General features: G+C 43.5%; 15 protein-coding genes. 3 read left to right on the forward strand and 12 right to left on the reverse strand.

Going from position 1 to position 15,966, the window contains the following annotated elements:
- Positions 1 to 130 precede the first annotated feature (130 nt).
- Together IGI76_RS09715 and IGI76_RS09720 are read left to right on the forward strand one after the other, a co-directional pair.
- On the forward strand, positions 131 to 1,357 hold the full coding sequence (locus IGI76_RS09715; RefSeq protein WP_333719295.1) for an Ltp family lipoprotein: 1,227 nt from the start codon (positions 131 to 133) through the stop codon (positions 1,355 to 1,357).
- A gap of 196 nt (positions 1,358 to 1,553) precedes the next feature.
- On the forward strand, positions 1,554 to 2,825 hold the full coding sequence (locus tag IGI76_RS09720; RefSeq protein WP_311902421.1) for a hypothetical protein: 1,272 nt from the start codon (positions 1,554 to 1,556) through the stop codon (positions 2,823 to 2,825).
- A 92-nt stretch (positions 2,826 to 2,917) separates the two neighbouring features.
- Here the strand turns inward: IGI76_RS09720 and IGI76_RS09725 are convergent, their stop codons facing one another.
- The 12 genes from IGI76_RS09725 to IGI76_RS09780 all read right to left on the reverse strand — a co-directional run bounded on the left by IGI76_RS09725 (position 2,918) and on the right by IGI76_RS09780 (position 14,786).
- Positions 2,918 to 3,145 carry a hypothetical protein gene (locus IGI76_RS09725; protein WP_005229963.1) on the reverse strand — a complete coding sequence of 76 codons (228 nt, stop codon included), beginning with the start codon at positions 3,143 to 3,145 and terminating at the stop codon, positions 2,918 to 2,920.
- A gap of 64 nt (positions 3,146 to 3,209) precedes the next feature.
- A complete protein-coding gene (locus tag IGI76_RS09730) occupies positions 3,210 to 4,082 on the reverse strand; it encodes a VOC family protein (RefSeq protein WP_194193763.1) in 873 nt (290 codons plus the stop codon).
- A gap of 165 nt (positions 4,083 to 4,247) precedes the next feature.
- Entirely contained in the window at positions 4,248 to 5,081 is an 834-nt protein-coding gene (locus IGI76_RS09735; protein WP_156235906.1) for a sugar phosphate isomerase/epimerase family protein, read from the reverse strand.
- 149 nt (positions 5,082 to 5,230) lie between these two features.
- Complete coding sequence (locus tag IGI76_RS09740; RefSeq protein WP_015509909.1) at positions 5,231 to 6,724, reverse strand: extracellular solute-binding protein; 1,494 nt, start codon at positions 6,722 to 6,724, stop codon at positions 5,231 to 5,233.
- Positions 6,725 to 6,727: 3 nt separating this feature from the next.
- Positions 6,728 to 8,320: a glycoside hydrolase family 43 protein gene (locus IGI76_RS09745; RefSeq protein ID WP_221693407.1), complete on the reverse strand. Its 1,593-nt coding sequence runs from the start codon at positions 8,318 to 8,320 to the stop codon at positions 6,728 to 6,730.
- Positions 8,317 to 8,763 (reverse strand): DUF4064 domain-containing protein, encoded by a 447-nt coding sequence (locus IGI76_RS09750; protein ID WP_311902419.1) that lies wholly within the window; start codon positions 8,761 to 8,763, stop codon positions 8,317 to 8,319. Before IGI76_RS09750 ends, IGI76_RS09745 begins: the two co-directional genes overlap by 4 nt.
- Positions 8,760 to 9,677 (reverse strand): pectinesterase family protein, encoded by a 918-nt coding sequence (locus IGI76_RS09755; RefSeq protein WP_221693409.1) that lies wholly within the window; start codon positions 9,675 to 9,677, stop codon positions 8,760 to 8,762. The genes IGI76_RS09750 and IGI76_RS09755 overlap by 4 nt, the downstream gene beginning before the upstream one ends.
- Positions 9,638 to 10,528, reverse strand: coding sequence for a dienelactone hydrolase family protein (locus IGI76_RS09760; RefSeq protein WP_311902418.1), 891 nt, complete (start codon positions 10,526 to 10,528; stop codon positions 9,638 to 9,640). Before IGI76_RS09760 ends, IGI76_RS09755 begins: the two co-directional genes overlap by 40 nt.
- Positions 10,525 to 11,841 (reverse strand): glycoside hydrolase family 28 protein, encoded by a 1,317-nt coding sequence (locus IGI76_RS09765; protein WP_005229941.1) that lies wholly within the window; start codon positions 11,839 to 11,841, stop codon positions 10,525 to 10,527. Before IGI76_RS09765 ends, IGI76_RS09760 begins: the two co-directional genes overlap by 4 nt.
- Positions 11,838 to 12,959 carry a glycoside hydrolase family 88/105 protein gene (locus IGI76_RS09770; RefSeq protein WP_081116627.1) on the reverse strand — a complete coding sequence of 374 codons (1,122 nt, stop codon included), beginning with the start codon at positions 12,957 to 12,959 and terminating at the stop codon, positions 11,838 to 11,840. Before IGI76_RS09770 ends, IGI76_RS09765 begins: the two co-directional genes overlap by 4 nt.
- A 165-nt stretch (positions 12,960 to 13,124) precedes the next feature.
- A complete protein-coding gene (locus IGI76_RS09775) occupies positions 13,125 to 13,802 on the reverse strand; it encodes a YesL family protein (protein WP_333719297.1) in 678 nt (225 codons plus the stop codon).
- A gap of 15 nt (positions 13,803 to 13,817) precedes the next feature.
- Positions 13,818 to 14,786, reverse strand: coding sequence for an ABC transporter permease (locus IGI76_RS09780; RefSeq protein ID WP_005229934.1), 969 nt, complete (start codon positions 14,784 to 14,786; stop codon positions 13,818 to 13,820).
- Positions 14,787 to 15,045: 259 nt separating this feature from the next.
- Here IGI76_RS09780 and IGI76_RS09785 point away from each other — a divergent pair, with 259 nt between their 5' ends.
- Positions 15,046 to 15,933 carry a carbohydrate ABC transporter permease gene (locus IGI76_RS09785; RefSeq protein ID WP_333719298.1) on the forward strand — a complete coding sequence of 296 codons (888 nt, stop codon included), beginning with the start codon at positions 15,046 to 15,048 and terminating at the stop codon, positions 15,931 to 15,933.
- The last annotated feature ends 33 nt before the right edge of the window (positions 15,934 to 15,966 follow it).

A 15,966-nucleotide genomic window follows, 5' to 3' on the forward strand; every position in this document is an offset into this window, starting at 1 on the left:
TTGCTTGAATGAACTTGTGATGGAAATCTTTTCAACATTTTTTCCATTCACCTGCCCTCCTCCTTCCCCCAGATGAACCAACCTCTGCCGACCGTTTTCTCAGTTACTTTCGATAGAAAGAAGGAGTCTAATGAAAAAAAGAATACTGATCACCCTATTGTCATTCGTTATTTTGCTTATCGGCTGCACGAAGGCAGATGAAGAACTGTCAGAGACCGTTGCGCTTGGCATCGACGCACGACTGGAATATACAAACCAGTCTGGAACGGGTTGGGCCTATTATCAACCAGCGACCTTAGAATTGCTGATTGCAGGCAGCCAAGCCGAACTGGCTATTTTGGAAGAACTTGATTCTTCCGACGAAGACCTTCAGCAATTGATCAGCCACACGATTGATTTGATGGCAACCGCTGAACGAGCGTTAGTGGAGCGTCGGATCGATGTCCCTGCTTGGTTTGCTGCCCGCATTGGTTATAGCCAAGCTCTGGCTGCGATTCATGAACGGAGCCCTATCATTCTCAGTAATCAAGACAACCTCAACAGTCTACTAGAGGTAGCAAACGAAACGATTCCTGAAGCCGACCCGCGGGAAAAGCTGGGGCTTTTGGCAGACGATATCGAGCAGCTTCAGCAGCTCACAGAAGATGCGCTTACTCTTCATCGCACAATCAAACTTGACGATGGACTCACTGCCACCGTTTACCACACAAGCGAAACGAATGTTGACGTCTTCGTTTTTGCGATGCCCGATGAGGAGTACGCATCTGGGTTTACTGTTCTGAATCGGGAAACTGCCGACGAGCAAAAAGCTGCTTTCTATGAAACGATTTTACGAGCGCTCGCCGTAAATATTCCTCGTGAATCAATGATGTTTATGAATCGATTCGATCAATCTTCTGATGAACATCAGCTGGCGGTGATGACCTATGGCTTTGATCATGACATTGATCAAGACATGGTCACTACCGTGTATCAACAGCTTCAAGAAGCAAACGCCAAACAAGAAGCAGCTACGGCTTTGCAGCAAGAGCAAAACAAGGACGAACAAACTCAGACCGAGAATGAAGGATCTTCAGAACAAAGACGAGCGATCGCTCGTGCCGAATCCTATACGAACCTCATGGCTTTCTCACGTGCACGATTGATACAACAATTAGAATTTGAAGGGTTTACCCATAATGATGCACAATGGGCAGTTGATCAGCTCACGATTGATTGGAACGAGCAGGCGTTGAAGAAAGCAAATAGTTACCATTCCTTGATGAGTCTTCCTCCTGAGAACATTCGCCGGTTATTGACTTTTGAAGACTTTTCAGAAGAACAAATCGACTACGCGATGACAAACATAGGTAACTAAAAGCTAGCGAAGAAAAGGGCATCACGATGCCCATATACTGTTGTAGTGACCCCAAAAAGTTAGGTTTTTGGGTCTAACTTTGGGGGTCAGTTGATGTCCCTTATATTGTGGCTATGTTTATACCCAAGAAAGTGCTCTGATGCGTTCATTCGTACAAATTGGCGAGGTTTACTAGAGTCTCACGAGGAGGAGAAAAATGAAAAAACAAGTTTTGTTGCCTTTATTACTAATACTGTCCCTGATTTCAGGATGTGGGACGATAAATTCAGCAAGTCCTGAGGAACTTTCTGAGCGCATCGGGGCAGCTTTAGATGCTGGTTGGGAACATACCTATCATGCAGAAAATCTTACTTATGATTTAAGTATTGAAAATCTCGAACTGATGATTCGAGGCAAAGAAGCAGAATTGGCCTTTCTAGACCAGGTCAATAGCAACTCAAAACACAAGGCGGCATTCATTGAAAACACGGAAAAAATGATCGCACTCGCTCAAGAAGCGATCGAAGCTCGCTATCTGGATATGCCCAGTTGGGTTGCCGCCCGCAATGGCCGTATCGAAGCCTTACTTGCCATCCATGAAGAGAGCCCGATCATCGTCAGTAGACGAGCAAAATTGCAAGAATTATTCAACGAATACGAAGAGGATTTAGCACTAGTGACCGCTGGAGCAAACAGTCCTCTTGCCGATGAAGAAGGAATTAATGAAGATACACGAGAAAAGCTTGGTTTGACACCTGATACACTTGAACACTTACACCAACAAAGCGATGACCAAGAAATCGAGTGGCAGAGTGCTATTGATTTGGCGAACGGTGTGACCATGAATGTCTTTTCAACAAAACATGAGCCAGTGGAGATTCTCACATTTACGAATGCTGGCGAAAAATACCCTGCCGCAATCACTTTGTTTAATGGGCAAACGACGGAAATCGTTCCCGAGATAATGACTCCTTACGAAGCCGTTTCCGCTTATTTTTACGAAATTGCCGATGCAGTTTATGAAACGATTCCAGTCGGTTATCGATTTCTGGTTGAATCACTATGGCTTGAACTGGAAAACGACAATCGTTTTCAATTTAGAACCTACGTGTTTGATAACGAATTGACCGAGGAAACGATTTTAGCAGGGTTTCATCTCGCCCCGACTGTAGCAGCACGCTATGAGCGCGAAAACAATGCGACAGAACGAGAACGTGAAGCTTTTTTCCTCGTTAGAGCTCAAGGAAATCGTCGCTTTTATTCAAAACAAGAGATGGCAGAACTGTTAGAAACAGAAGGTTTCACTGCGGAGGAAACACAATGGGCACTAGAGACCCTTGACGTAGATTGGTATCGCCATGCTTTAGGGCGCGCCAATCAATCCCGCCGGGTGTTAGGGATCCGTCAAAGAAATATGGCTGCTCATCTTGAAGGGAACGGCTTCTTACCTGATGAGATCGAATTTGCGATTGAAAACATGGAAAATTAGTATGTAGTGGACGAGACAGACCAAATTTCCCATTTTTTCTTAGCGTAAACAAAAAACCGACCAATCTTCCTGTTTAAGATTGGCCGGTTTCTTTATTTTTTGGTTTTGATTGGTACCATGGCTTTGCGCCGATGCTGCTTCATTATTGCTTGAAGACCATAGACACCAACTCCGATAATTCCTGCAAAAGCCGAAAAAGCAATAAAAATCACAGGAGACGCCCCACTTTCTATTAATTGTTTCCCTTGGACAAAGAAAAATAAGCCCATGCTGATCAATAATGCTAGAAATAGTGATTGTCCCGCCCCGTTTTTTTTCATGCTTGCTCTCCTTTTACTTGATTATAGGTTATTCTCTCATTTCATGAATGAAAAAACCTCCATCTTAAGGCTGATTCTTTCTTTCGATGATCAGATTGATCCCATTCGGATCAGTCAAATGCAAGCGGCTGTCTGTTTCTAACTCATACGAAACGCCTCTTGCCTTGAGATGACTTCGTAACGTAGAAAAAGCCAAAGCTGGCAAAACGATCGTAAAGTACGCTAAGCCTAGATCTTGTTCTTCCATAGCTGGAACATTTCTTCCCATCCAAATATTCGATCCGATATGGTGATGATACGAACCAGCAGCAAAAAACTTTGCTTGGCTACCAAAATCTGAGGTCAAACGCATGCCTAAAACTTCGGTGTAGAATTCTTCTGTTTTTGCCAAGTCCGCCACTTTCAAATGGACATGCCCCACCGTGGTGCCAACTGGAAAGGTCGTTTGAGATCGGTCAGCGGCTCCCAGCACGCCTTGCGCGTCCATTTCGATAGTAACGCCTACGATCTCACCATCTGCTCGAATATCCCATTCACTCATCGGTTTGTCACGATACACTTCGATCCCGTTTCCTTCTGGGTCGGTCAGGTATAACGCTTCACTATATCCATGATCGCTGGCCCCATCGAGGGGAGCTTTGACTTCCAAATAATGAATCAGCATATTTCCTAGGTCTTTACGGCTAGGCAAAAGAAACGCCGTATGGAAAAGGCCTGTTTTCCGTGTCAAAGGCAACGGATCACTCACCTTCTCTAGAACTAAAAGCTCTTGCGCTCCCACGCCTAATCGCGCGTGATCTACACTTTGCTCCAATAAAGTCAGGCCGATCACGTCCGAATAAAACTGGCTCATTTTTTCTATGTTTGCTACTTTTAAAACGACTTTGCCAATTGCGGCTGCTGCATCGATTTGATAGGTTGATTGAATCATTTTCATCGCTATTTCCTCTTTTCTAAACAGTTACATTCACTTGTACCTTTAAGTATAACACTAACTTTTAGTAAGTAAATAAATCTGCTTGTTGAGGAAAGGACTCCGTGATCTTCCGTGATTCCTAGAAACAAAGCATTTCCTCATCAGTCACAATCAAAGACAACTCGCTCACTTTTTCAGTGCTTCAATCAGTGAAATGGCTGGCTGCATCGCTTCTTCGGTCGTCCCTTCTAACACAACATAACAATATGGCTTGTATTCAGCGGTGATGGCCAATAGTTGTTGATAATCAATCATTCCTTCTCCCAATGGGACTACCTTGATTTTCCCATCGATTACTTGATAGTCTTTCAAGTGCAAGCAAACGATGGCATCGCCAAAGCGGGAAAAAGCTTCCCTTGTCAAAGCGACTTGCTCTTGATAGTTCTTCGCAGTAATCAGATTGGTTGGATCAAAGATGATCCCTAAATAGTCAGAGGGTACCCGTTCCAGCAATTCTTGGATTCGGTCGATCGATGATAGTGGATGATTCAAGCCCGCTTCAATTCCTAGCATCACTTGATGTCTCTTAGCCACTTGGACCAAACGCTTGATCACCTGAACCAAATCATCGAAAACGACGTCACTAAAATTTTCCTCGGTATACCCCATATTTGGCAAAACCGAACCAGTTTCACTTGCGACCATAGCTGCATCAAAATATTTGGCATGTGCGAGATAGGTCTCGAATCTGGATAAAATCGCTTCCCGTTTTTCCAGATCAGGATGGATCAGATTACAATAACAACTTAATAAAGCGACCTGAACGTGAGATTGACCAAAAACTCGTTTGAAAAAGCGGCCTAAACCAGGGCTTAATTGCTCTGGCTCTGCCCATTGTGGGAAGGATTTATTTAATGCAAATTGAATGTTATGAATGTTTTGGGCGGCAATTTTTTGCGCTAATTCTTCTGGGGACCCATAATTCTTTAAATCATGCCCCCGAACAGTTAGTTGAAACATAGCTTCTCCTTTCTTCACTGCTTTTGAAGCAAAAAGAAGACCAAGCAGCGAATCACTTCAACTGGTCTTGGTCTTCAAATCATTCAGCAGTAGCGGCTCCTCACTTCATCTATTTCTTCTCAATAGATGATCAGAACCTTTTGTGACCTTTATTGTTGTGAACGATAGTCTTCCGTGAACTCGTCAATGATTTGCTGTCCACCATTTCTTAAGAAGGTTTCGATTGCTGTATCAAACCCATCGATCTCGATTTCCCCAGTCATATATTGGTAGTAAGCGTCTGAGATTCCTTCAATCAAGCTTGACCATGAACGATCATAGGTTTCAGAGGTCAGCGATTGTGCAGGATTGATCACCGCAAACTCTTCATTTTCGCGAATCTTTTCATTGGCTAAGTTGACATATGGGTTGCTTGAAGGGAAAACTGTTACTAATTCTGATGGACGAGACGAAGAAAATGGTTGTACTTCTTGTTGCCACTTCGTATCATCTAAACGGACATAGACACCCTCATCATCAATTTCATAATGAACCCCTTCGATCCCTTGCGTCATCAACGTAAACGGCTCTTCGTCCATCAAATCATTGATAAATTTCAAAACAACACGTAAGTCTTCTTCGGTTTCAACATTGTTTTTCGGAATGGCTAACCAGCCGCCCATTCCACCATTGGTATCAGAAAGGATACGACGTTCCACATTTTCATGGACGATATCATTGATCAAGACCCATTCCATATGCTCTTCATCAGTACCAGCTGCATCATCAATGTAGTTACGTACTTCTTGCAAACCACTCAATACGATCCCACCACGACCTTGAACGATATAGTTCTTCTGATCATTTTTCGCCATTACCGCAAAATCAGAATTCATCCAGCCGTTATCATAGATATTACGGAACCATTCCATTGCTTCTTTGTATTCTGGTTGCATAAAGGATGGCATCACTTCATCATCATCCGTGATCGTAAACCAATTGTCTGCACCAAAGTAACCTGAAAGCGAACGGAACCCAACGTTAAAGGACTCATCACGCTCTACGAAACCAACCGTATCATCCGCACCGTTTCCATCTGGATCATCTTCCGTAAAGGCTTGGGCGACAGCAGCTAATTCTTCTAATGTCGATGGCACGTCCAAGCCTAAATTATCCAACCAATCTTTTCTGACAAGGACGCCATAACGAGCGATCGGTTTTAAAAACGGAACACCATAGATTCGACCATCAATTCGAGAAGACTCTAACCGATCTTCGGAAATTTCTGCCAAATTCGGGAACTCTTCTAAATAGGGTTCCACATCCCAGAACATTCCAGATGCGAGTGAGCTGCGGACGGTTGTGTTATTGATTTCTGTCAGACTAACGATATCTGCTAAAGAATTCGACGCCAATGCTGCATTCAAGCGCTCTGTTTTTGAAGCATCTGGCACCCACGTAAAGTCGATCTCGACCCCTGTGTATTCTTCTAGCTTTTGCGTGACATCTCCAGATGGTGGGGAAGCAGTATGTAGCATCGCCATCCAAGAAATACTTGATTTCCCTTCGCTTTCTGGTCCTTCAGGTGAACCTCCACCATCGCCGCAGCCTGCTAAAAACAGTCCAGCACATAATAATAAACTTGCAACTTTCAATTTTTTCATTTGTTAACCTTCTTTCTCTATTTTTAGGGAGCCATCATCGAGCGGATCTTTCCCTTGATACGTAAAATATTCAAAATCGGCATAGCTTTTGCCAAAGTGATCTAAATCATGGGCACTGATTCCAATGAAATTCCCCGTAAAACCACCAGACAAGAACTGGATGTTTTGCTTTTTAAAGGGATGCCACGTTTGTGATTGCCGATAGAACCATTGGGCTTCTAGATAAGAACCGACTACTTTCAATCCAATCGGCTCACTTGCAGCAGCGAGGGGCAATTTATCTGGGAACAAGTGAAATTCTCCTTCACAACACCGCAGCAACCGAAGGACCTTGTCTTCTTTTTCATCATAGGTTACGTAGAAAAACAAATAGTTTTCTTCATTTAAGAAAAGCGACAATCCAGCCATCTGATTGAACGATTGGGGGTGGTATTCCATCACTGTTTCAGCTTCAAAACAAAAGTCTTGTTGACGAATCGCCAATAAGTGCTTATGAAAGTTCGATTGCATCGATTCTCCGCCGATCAATCGCAAATACCCTGGTCGCTCACTCAGATTGCACCACTCTTCATTGGGCAGCAATCGTCTACCGTTCCATGCTTTTTGCAACGATCCTTTAAAGTCATCAATAAAAACAGCAGGTGATGCCCTTTGCTTCTGAGCGTCGCTAGCGAGCCTGATGGTTTGATCTGGGATCGTATCGTTATTGCTAAGACGCAGCCATCCTTCGTGATCCCAATAGACAGTTTGGAGTGCTGTCTCTCGTCCAAGGATCGCTGCCCCTTCTACTGGCCGAGTCATCAAATAGCTCATGACCCATTCTCCTGATGGCGCAATCGTCAAACTGCCATGACCTGTACATTGAAAAGGGGAATCTTCGCGCTGATAGGCACGTATCATGGGAAAATGCGGATCTACTTCATAAGGTCCAGCGATGGTTTTACTACGACAAACTGTTACCGCATGACCTGCACCCGTTCCTCCTTCTGCCGTCAGTAAGTAATAACACTCATTGTGGTAATAAAGATGCGGTGCTTCAGTCTTCGCCAGCTGGGTTCCAGAAAAAATTGGCACTCTGTCACCGATCAAGCGGCCTTGTGCTTCAGAGTATTCTTGGAGCACGATCCCCACCGATTTATTTGGTGTATCCTTACGATAATCCCAAAGCGCATTCAATAACCAGATACGCCCCTCTTGATCATGAAACAAGGACGGATCAAAGCCACTACCATTTAAGTAAATGGGCTCACTCCATGGCCCATGAATGGTAGGAGCCGTGATGAGATAGTTTCGACAGTCTTTGAAGGGGCGTGTCGTGTTGCGAACATTTGTATAGACACAATAGTATTGTCCGTTTGCGTAACTGATTTGCGGTGCCCAAATGCTGCAATTTGCTGCGTTGCCTAATAAATCCACTTGATTGGTCAGAATATCTGTTTCATGGGACCAATTGACTAGATCTTGAGAACAGTAGACCCGAATTCCTGGCAACCACTCAAAGGAAGAAACCGCTAAATAATAAGTATCCTCGACTTTTAAAATACTCGGATCAGGATGAAACCCTCTTAAAATCGGATTATTAATTATTGCCTTCATGCAACCCCTCCTTGTTTGCTGACTGCGTCCGTTGTTTTTTTCTTGTGTCCGTCATCGCGATGGAGAAAACAAAAACCCGCCGCTAAAAAGAAACAAAAGGCAATCGGAAAAGCGATCATTTGACTACCAATCAATGTCACGACACCAGTCAAAAAATAAATAGCACAAGATTGCTTTCGATAATTACGATAGCGAACAAGCATCGTCGCCACTGAAACCAATATCAGGAGTGCCAACAGCGTGAAGCCAAACCAAGCGCCGAGTGTTTGAAATTGCGCCAATGCTGCTTCTGCCGTCATTTGATTCAGTATAGTGGGAAACGCACGTTGAAAGATCTCTTCGAACTGCTGGGCAGTCATTTGATTGATCGCCAAGGAAAAGCCGCCCATAAACACCAGAGCGAGAACCATCCCGATCCAGCCAGACCATTTTGCCTTGCTCATTTTTCTATCACTCCTTCAAGAGTCACCCATTCAGGACGTTGGGGACTTCTTTGGTAACAACACATTCGCTCCGTGAATGTGACCGTTTGGTGGCTTGCTGTTTTTCCCCAATCAGACCATCCGCAAGGGGCGAGCTGTTGATCAAAGCAGCAGGATAAAAAGGTGACTTTGGCGTCATTACGCCAAGGACGGCCTAAATAATAGGCTTTGTCCCCTGTCACTCGGCACCGATCGAAGGTTAACCCGCTTGCTTGTTTGCTGGTTGAGGCAGCAGTAACGTAGTTCGTTTGTGGTGTATTTTTACAATGCAAGCGACACTCTTCAAAGGTGGCGGAACCACCGCCAAAAATAAAATCGACTGTTCCACTGATTCTGCAATGCAAAAACAAACTCTGTTGTTGGTCAAAGACTGTCTTTCGCCAAGGACTGATCATTGGTTCGCCTTCTTTGGTATATTTTGGCAATGGACCCAGGCACAAGGTATCTTGAAAAGCATCGAGATGACAGCGTTCGAAGCGAATGTCATCCCCTTCGATATAGACGGCAACTGCTTGCCCGACTGCTTGCCCATACCCTGCGTCATTGATGATGGTCAGGTTTTTTACAAAGACTTCTCGGCTATTGATAAAGAGCGTCGCTGTTTGAAACGTTCCTCTTTTTTGCCCTTTTTCATCGGTTTGCTCGGCAGCCAAGTGGTAGCATAAGAACGTGTTAGGTTCCGCGATCAACGTAAGCTGGTTTTTATAAATTTTCACCTGTTCTTGATACACTCCAGAGGCGATCGTGATTTCACAAGGTGCTTTTAAGGCTTCAGCAGCCAGCACGGCTGCTTGGATACTCGTAAAATCACCCTTTTGCGGCTCTTTACTAACCTTTAGCTTGATAGGAGGTGCTGTTTTAGAAATTCGATCCACTGCGCTCTCATCTCCTTGGTTTCTTCATGACCGCCTGGCAAGCAACACGCCTGCCAATGCTCCTTATAGCCTATTGCTTCATAATGCTGTCCGAGCTGCTGATCCAAACGAGCGACGCCGCTTGAGGGGCAGCCACGATCCTCTTTGCCAACCAAACTCAAACGCGGGCGTGGTGCGATCTGTTTTTGGATGGCCGCAGTCGTAAAGTCTTTCAACACATTAGGAACATAATAGTAAAACCCATGTTTGCTTAGACAGTCCTCTTCGATCAATGCTTGATAGTCCACTTCTGCTGCCATGTCCACCACCACTGATATCCGTTCATCAAGCGCTGCCAACCACCAGCTCATCAAACCGCCCATAGAAAGTCCCAATGTGGCGATAGCGGACTGTTTCACTTCTTTGCGGGAAGCAAGATAGGTCAAAAACTGTTGATTGTCATAGATTCGTTGTCCCCATAATGTTTTGCCATGCAACAGAAACCGCTTGTAGCTATCATTCTCACCGTTTTTTCGTTCGACAAAGCCCCACATGTCGATCACCCCAACGGCGACGCCCAACTTCATAAATGTCGCGAATAGGCTTTCTTTTTGCATATAACACGGACTTTGTCGTAGTTCTTCTTTCCCCATCGTGAAGTCGCCGCCATGAGAATGATTGAACAAAACGAGTGGAACAGGTTGCTGAGAGCTAGGATAAGCAAAGTATGCAGGGACATCCTCTTCTTGATTTAATCGTAGAAGTAAATGTTCCAAGGTATAATTTTGCACTTGCTCTTTTGTTTGCTGAACCACTTGTGGTGCAACTTTCATATCAGGACCTAGCAGCTGTAGTAACTGAGGATCCCTCACAAAAAATCTCCTTGAAATGCCAGAGGCTGACGATTCTCAAATGATTGTGTGACGGTGATTTCCCGACTATTCTCGATATGGAACGCTTCAGTTACGCCTTCCAAATTGATACGATCAAACTGAATATTCCGTCCACAGCCAATATAAAAGCCTTGTTTTGTCATCTCTTCGATACCTGTCATCATTGCAGGCTTTCCTGGAATTGGGTGTTCAGCCATAGAGACAGCAATATCTTGGAAAGTGATATCTGAAATAAATTGTTCAGCCAAGCCATAAACAAACCCAGCGGCCGCATGAACATTCCGAGCCGAGATATTTGCAAAATGGATTCTCCGAAAATGAGGGGTTTCCTCGGTGATCGGGTACGGATTTTTATCCCAAACATACTTTTCTTTGCCTTTCGGTCCACAGAAATAGTAAAGATTTAAAGTGAATGGACAGATAACATTATCCATCACTATGTTATTCACTCGAATATCTTCGATCGTTCCGCCACGTCCCCGACGGGATTTCAACCGAATCCCACGATCGGTATCTTGAAAAATACAGTTACTGATGGTGACATTACGAATATCGCCGCTCATCTCACTACCTAGAACGACTGCCCCATGCCCATGAAGCATATGGCAATTTACGATCGTGATATTCTCACAAGCGACCCGTTCTTTGGTGTCCTCCGTTCCTGATTTGATGGCGATACAATCATCACCAACATCGATATGACAGTTACTGATGCGGACATTTTTACAAGATTCAGGATCGATCCCATCCGTATTTGGCGAATCCGCTGGATTTTTGATGCGAAGATTATCGATCGTTAGATCTTGGCAAAGAATCGGATTGACGGTCCAACTTGGTGAATCGACAAGACGGATATCTTTCAACGTAATTTGCTGGCAAGAGTCAAAACTGATTAATTTTGGTCGTGGATAAGCAAGCTGTTCACGGTTTTCCCGAAAGGTCTTCCACCATCTTTGCCCTTGTCCATCAAGCATTCCTAGTCCTGTGACAGCGATATTTTCCGCATTCTCGGCATATAAACAAGAGGCATAAACTTCCCGTTTGACCCCTTCCCAGCGAGACACAACGACGGGATAGTCTTTGGGATCATCAGAAAATACTAGGGTCGCCCCCAATAGTAAGTGCAGTTCAATGTTACTTTTTAAAAAGAGCGCACCTGTCGGATAGCGTCCTGCGGAAAAAGTGATTCTGCCTCCTCCTTGTTGATGCAATTCATCAATTTTTTCTTGAATCGCTTCTGTCAACAGACCTTCTTTTTCTTGTAAATCAGCTGTAGTCAATTGGATATTCATTTCTTGCTTCCTTCCTCCATTAGTGGTTGCAGCAGTAAACTCGCTTGTAAAAAGGCACCGTATCCTTTGAAATCATTTGTGATAACGGGTTCACTGATATAGTAAACAAACGTACCATCCCGATCATCTGGTCCACCAAGACCAGCAACTTCACAGTTTCTGATCAGATTCAACCAGCCTTCTTTTGTTAAAAAGACAAACTCATCAAGCAATCCTTGATAGGTCTCTTGGGCAAACACTTGCCATTTTTGATCGATGATCCCTGCTTTGACTGCTTTCGCTGTTGCGTAACAAATCATTGAAGAAGCGGATGCTTCTAAATAATTCCCACGCTCACTGCCTTTATCTAAGACTTGATACCACACTTTTTTCTGGGGATCTCTTACTTTAGCAAGAGCTTCTAGACAGGAGACAAACATTTTTTCTAATGGATTCTTCTGCTCTGATTCCCCTAATAGCACCATCGTATCTGCGAGAGCCATCATGAACCATCCCATTGATCGTCCCCAGAAATTTTTTGAACAACCGGTCTCAGGATCTGCCCACGGCTGGACTTTTTGTTCATCCCACGCGTGATACAAAAGACCCGTTTTTGGATCTAGGGTATGAGTAAAGCATAAGGTGAATTGCTTGATTACATCTTCCAATGCTTCTTCTTTCTCAAATGTCAGTGCGTATTCTGTTAGAAATGGGGCCCCCATATATAAGCCATCTAACCACATTTGATAAGGATAGATTTTTTTATGCCAGAACCCGCCTTCGCTTGTTCTTGGCATCTGCTGTAATTGTTGATACAGCGTGTCCAAGGCGATCTTGTATTTTGAAGCACCTGTTTCTTTGTATAGTAAGAATAAACATTTGCCATTATTGATGTAATCGATATTCATCGCATCCATCTGATAGTTTTTGATACAACCGTCTTCGTCAATATAAAAATCCATCGTGTTTTGGATATAGTCGAAATAGCGTTTGTCACCAGTTTGCTCATAGGCTTCTTTCACGCCTTGTAAAACGACCCCGATGTCATAGGACCATTTTCCGTGATAAATTTTTTCTTTGCATAAGTAGTCATAGCGCTCAAATAATGTGTTCAAAGCAATTTCCGAATAGTTCTTCATGTACGATACTTCCTTTTATTGTAGTCTCCTCAATTCATAGAGCTATTTGAATGAATCCGTTTTACCGGCTATATTTCATGAGGGTTCAGCTTGTCTTGCTATTTTCAGGTGTTCTCTAGTGACCGTTTTGTTTGCGGACCAGTAAAAGTCTTTGAGCCGTTTTCTTTAGATAATGACCTCATCTCCTTTGCTGGCAACGGTTTGCTCCGTAGTCGATGCCGTTTTTGAAACCACCTGATCTGTTTCAATTGGGTGGATATCTTGAAGAATTTTTTTACCAGCAATGGCAAAAACACCACCAACTAAGCTGCTACCCATCAGAAAGAGGCCGATCAAGAAATAACTACCCAGGACTAAATAGCCAACGATCAAAATCGTCCAACTTATGATCGAATAATGCAGATAGCCTAAACCTAACAACACACTCCCCCGCAGGATCTCAAACACGGTCACAAAGTTGGTGGCTGCCATGACGGTATACACGTGCATGAATAAAAAGAGAAACGCAATCAAAAAGAGGAAATTCGCTACTTGGATAAACCATGGAAATGGCGCAAATATGTTGGTGATCACGATCGCTGCAATGATCAGAAACAACCAACTGATCAGCACCGATTGTCGGAACCGTTCTTTACTATAGTAGAAAAAACTTTTGATCAAAGGTGGTCGTTCATGAAGACGAAGCCAGCGATCATAATATTTCATCATGGCATACGACGCAGGGCCAATGCCAAAGAGGACCCCTCCCAGGAGAGTCACACTGAGCCAAAGAAAGTGAAGTGCGATCAGCGTCAAAAATGCGAGTAATCCTTCGTTGATTTTCGTGATCTTTTCGATCGTCATGTGATCCCTTCTTTCTTAATAAATCCCGTCTTCGCCAATTTTTTTCGCCAAACGATTCGCAAAGATAACGAGGATCAAGCCAACAAGTCCTTTAAACAGCCCAACAGCTGTCGAGTAACTCAATTGACCATTTTGAATCCCGGCGGTATAGACAAAGGTATCAAAGATTTGGGCAACTTCACGGTTCATTGAGTTCATCAACAAGAACATATGCTCAAAGCCCATATCTAAGATCGAACCGATCTTTAAAATCAATAAGGTTACGATCGTTGGACGAATACAAGGCAATGTGATATGCCACATTTTTCGTAGCTTGCCAGCCCCATCCATATCCGCAGCTTCATAAAGCTGTTCATCAACATTGGTAATAGCGGCTAGATAGACGATCGTCCCCCAACCGGCACCTTTCCAAAGATCTTGGAAAATGTACATTGGACGCAACCACGTGCGGCTTGTTAGAAACGGGATACGTTCGCCACCAAGACTTTCGATCATGTTATTGATTACACCACCTTCTGTCGTTAATAAAACATAGAAGATGGAAACAACGATGACCCACGACATAAAATGAGGCAAATAAATGATGGTTTGAATCCCTTTTTTCAAACGGCGATTGTTTACTTCATTTAGCATAAGTGCCAATAATATAGGAAAAGGGAAAGAAATCGTGATATTTAAGAAAAACATGATCAGTGTATTGCGCATCAACATCACGAAGGTATCTTCAGTAAAGAGCCGAATAAAATGAGTGAAGCCAACAAAGGGGCTTCCTAGGATCCCCAAGAATGGTTGGTAGTCTTGAAAAGCGATGACCAAACCGCCCATCGGTATGTAACGGAAAATAAGAAAATATAAAATCCCCGGCAATACCATAATATAGAGGGCACGATTTTTTCTGATTTGCGCCCATTTTTTCTTTTTCAGCCGCAGCCGCTGTTCTTCTTCATTAAGTGGTGAGAAGTAATTATCAACTTTTGTTTCCATACTTGTTCCTCCGAATTTTTTTGATTTGATAGTCCCATGGTAGCGTGAAAAAAAGATAACGTATATAATCATTTTCTCAGCTTTGAAAAGGCATACATTTTTTAGGATTATTTCTCAATCGAATTGGAAAATCCTTGATTTATCAACGTTTATCGCTATTGTGAATTTTTTAACATGTAAAAGTGATTATATACGTTGTCCCCGCCTCATGATACGTTGGAAGTACCTATTTAAGTAAAAAAAGATGGAGGTTTTTTCTATGCAACAAACCCTGAAAAAAACGAACCGCCCGAAAAGTGAACGGGTCGTTCAAGGATTTATTATTGGCTTTCTACTACTCTTCACCTTAACGTGTCTCTTACCTTTTCTAAACATTCTCGGAAGCTCCTTTGCTTCTTCTTCTGAGATCGCGACACGAACATTTATCATTCTCCCACGTGAATTTAGCTTAAATGCTTACCGGTATATTCTCTCGACACCCACGATTTTTACGAGTATTGGTGTTTCCCTTTTCGTGACCATCGTCGGAACGGTTCTTTCAATGATCTTGACCTCTTTTATGGCCTATGCTCTTTCGAGAAAATATTTGCATGGACGCGGCATCTTCAACTTTATTGTCGTATTTACCATGTTGTTTAGCGGTGGGATGATCCCAAGTTTTATTTTGGTACAAAGCCTCGGCTTGATCGATTCTCTCTGGGCATTGATCTTACCGAGCGCCATCAGTGCATATAATATGATCATTATGAGAAACTTTTTCCAAGGGATTCCTGATAGTTTAGAGGAATCCGCAAAAATGGATGGTTGCTCTGATTGGGGCGTCTTTTTCCGTATCATCTTACCCCTTTCCTTACCATCGATTGCGACGATCTCTTTGTTCTACGCTGTTAGTTATTGGAATACTTATCAATCAGCGATCTTGTACATCAATGATTCAGCGAAATGGCCGATCCAAGTGCTCCTTCGACAAATCGTGATCGTCTCCAGCGGGATGAACGCTGATGCCGCTAGTGTCGATGTTGTCCCCCCAGCACAATCCGTAAAAATGGCCGTGATCGTCGTTGCGACTCTGCCAATGTTGATCGCCTATCCATTTGTCCAGAAGTATTTCGTGAAAGGTGCAATGGTTGGTTCCGTCAAAGGGTAACCAACAGGCAGCAAAGAAAAAAGCGCTTTTGAT

Origin of the sequence: Enterococcus sp. DIV2449a, assembly GCF_051711225.1 — a bacterium.
Lineage (GTDB): Bacteria > Bacillota > Bacilli > Lactobacillales > Enterococcaceae > Enterococcus_D > Enterococcus_D casseliflavus.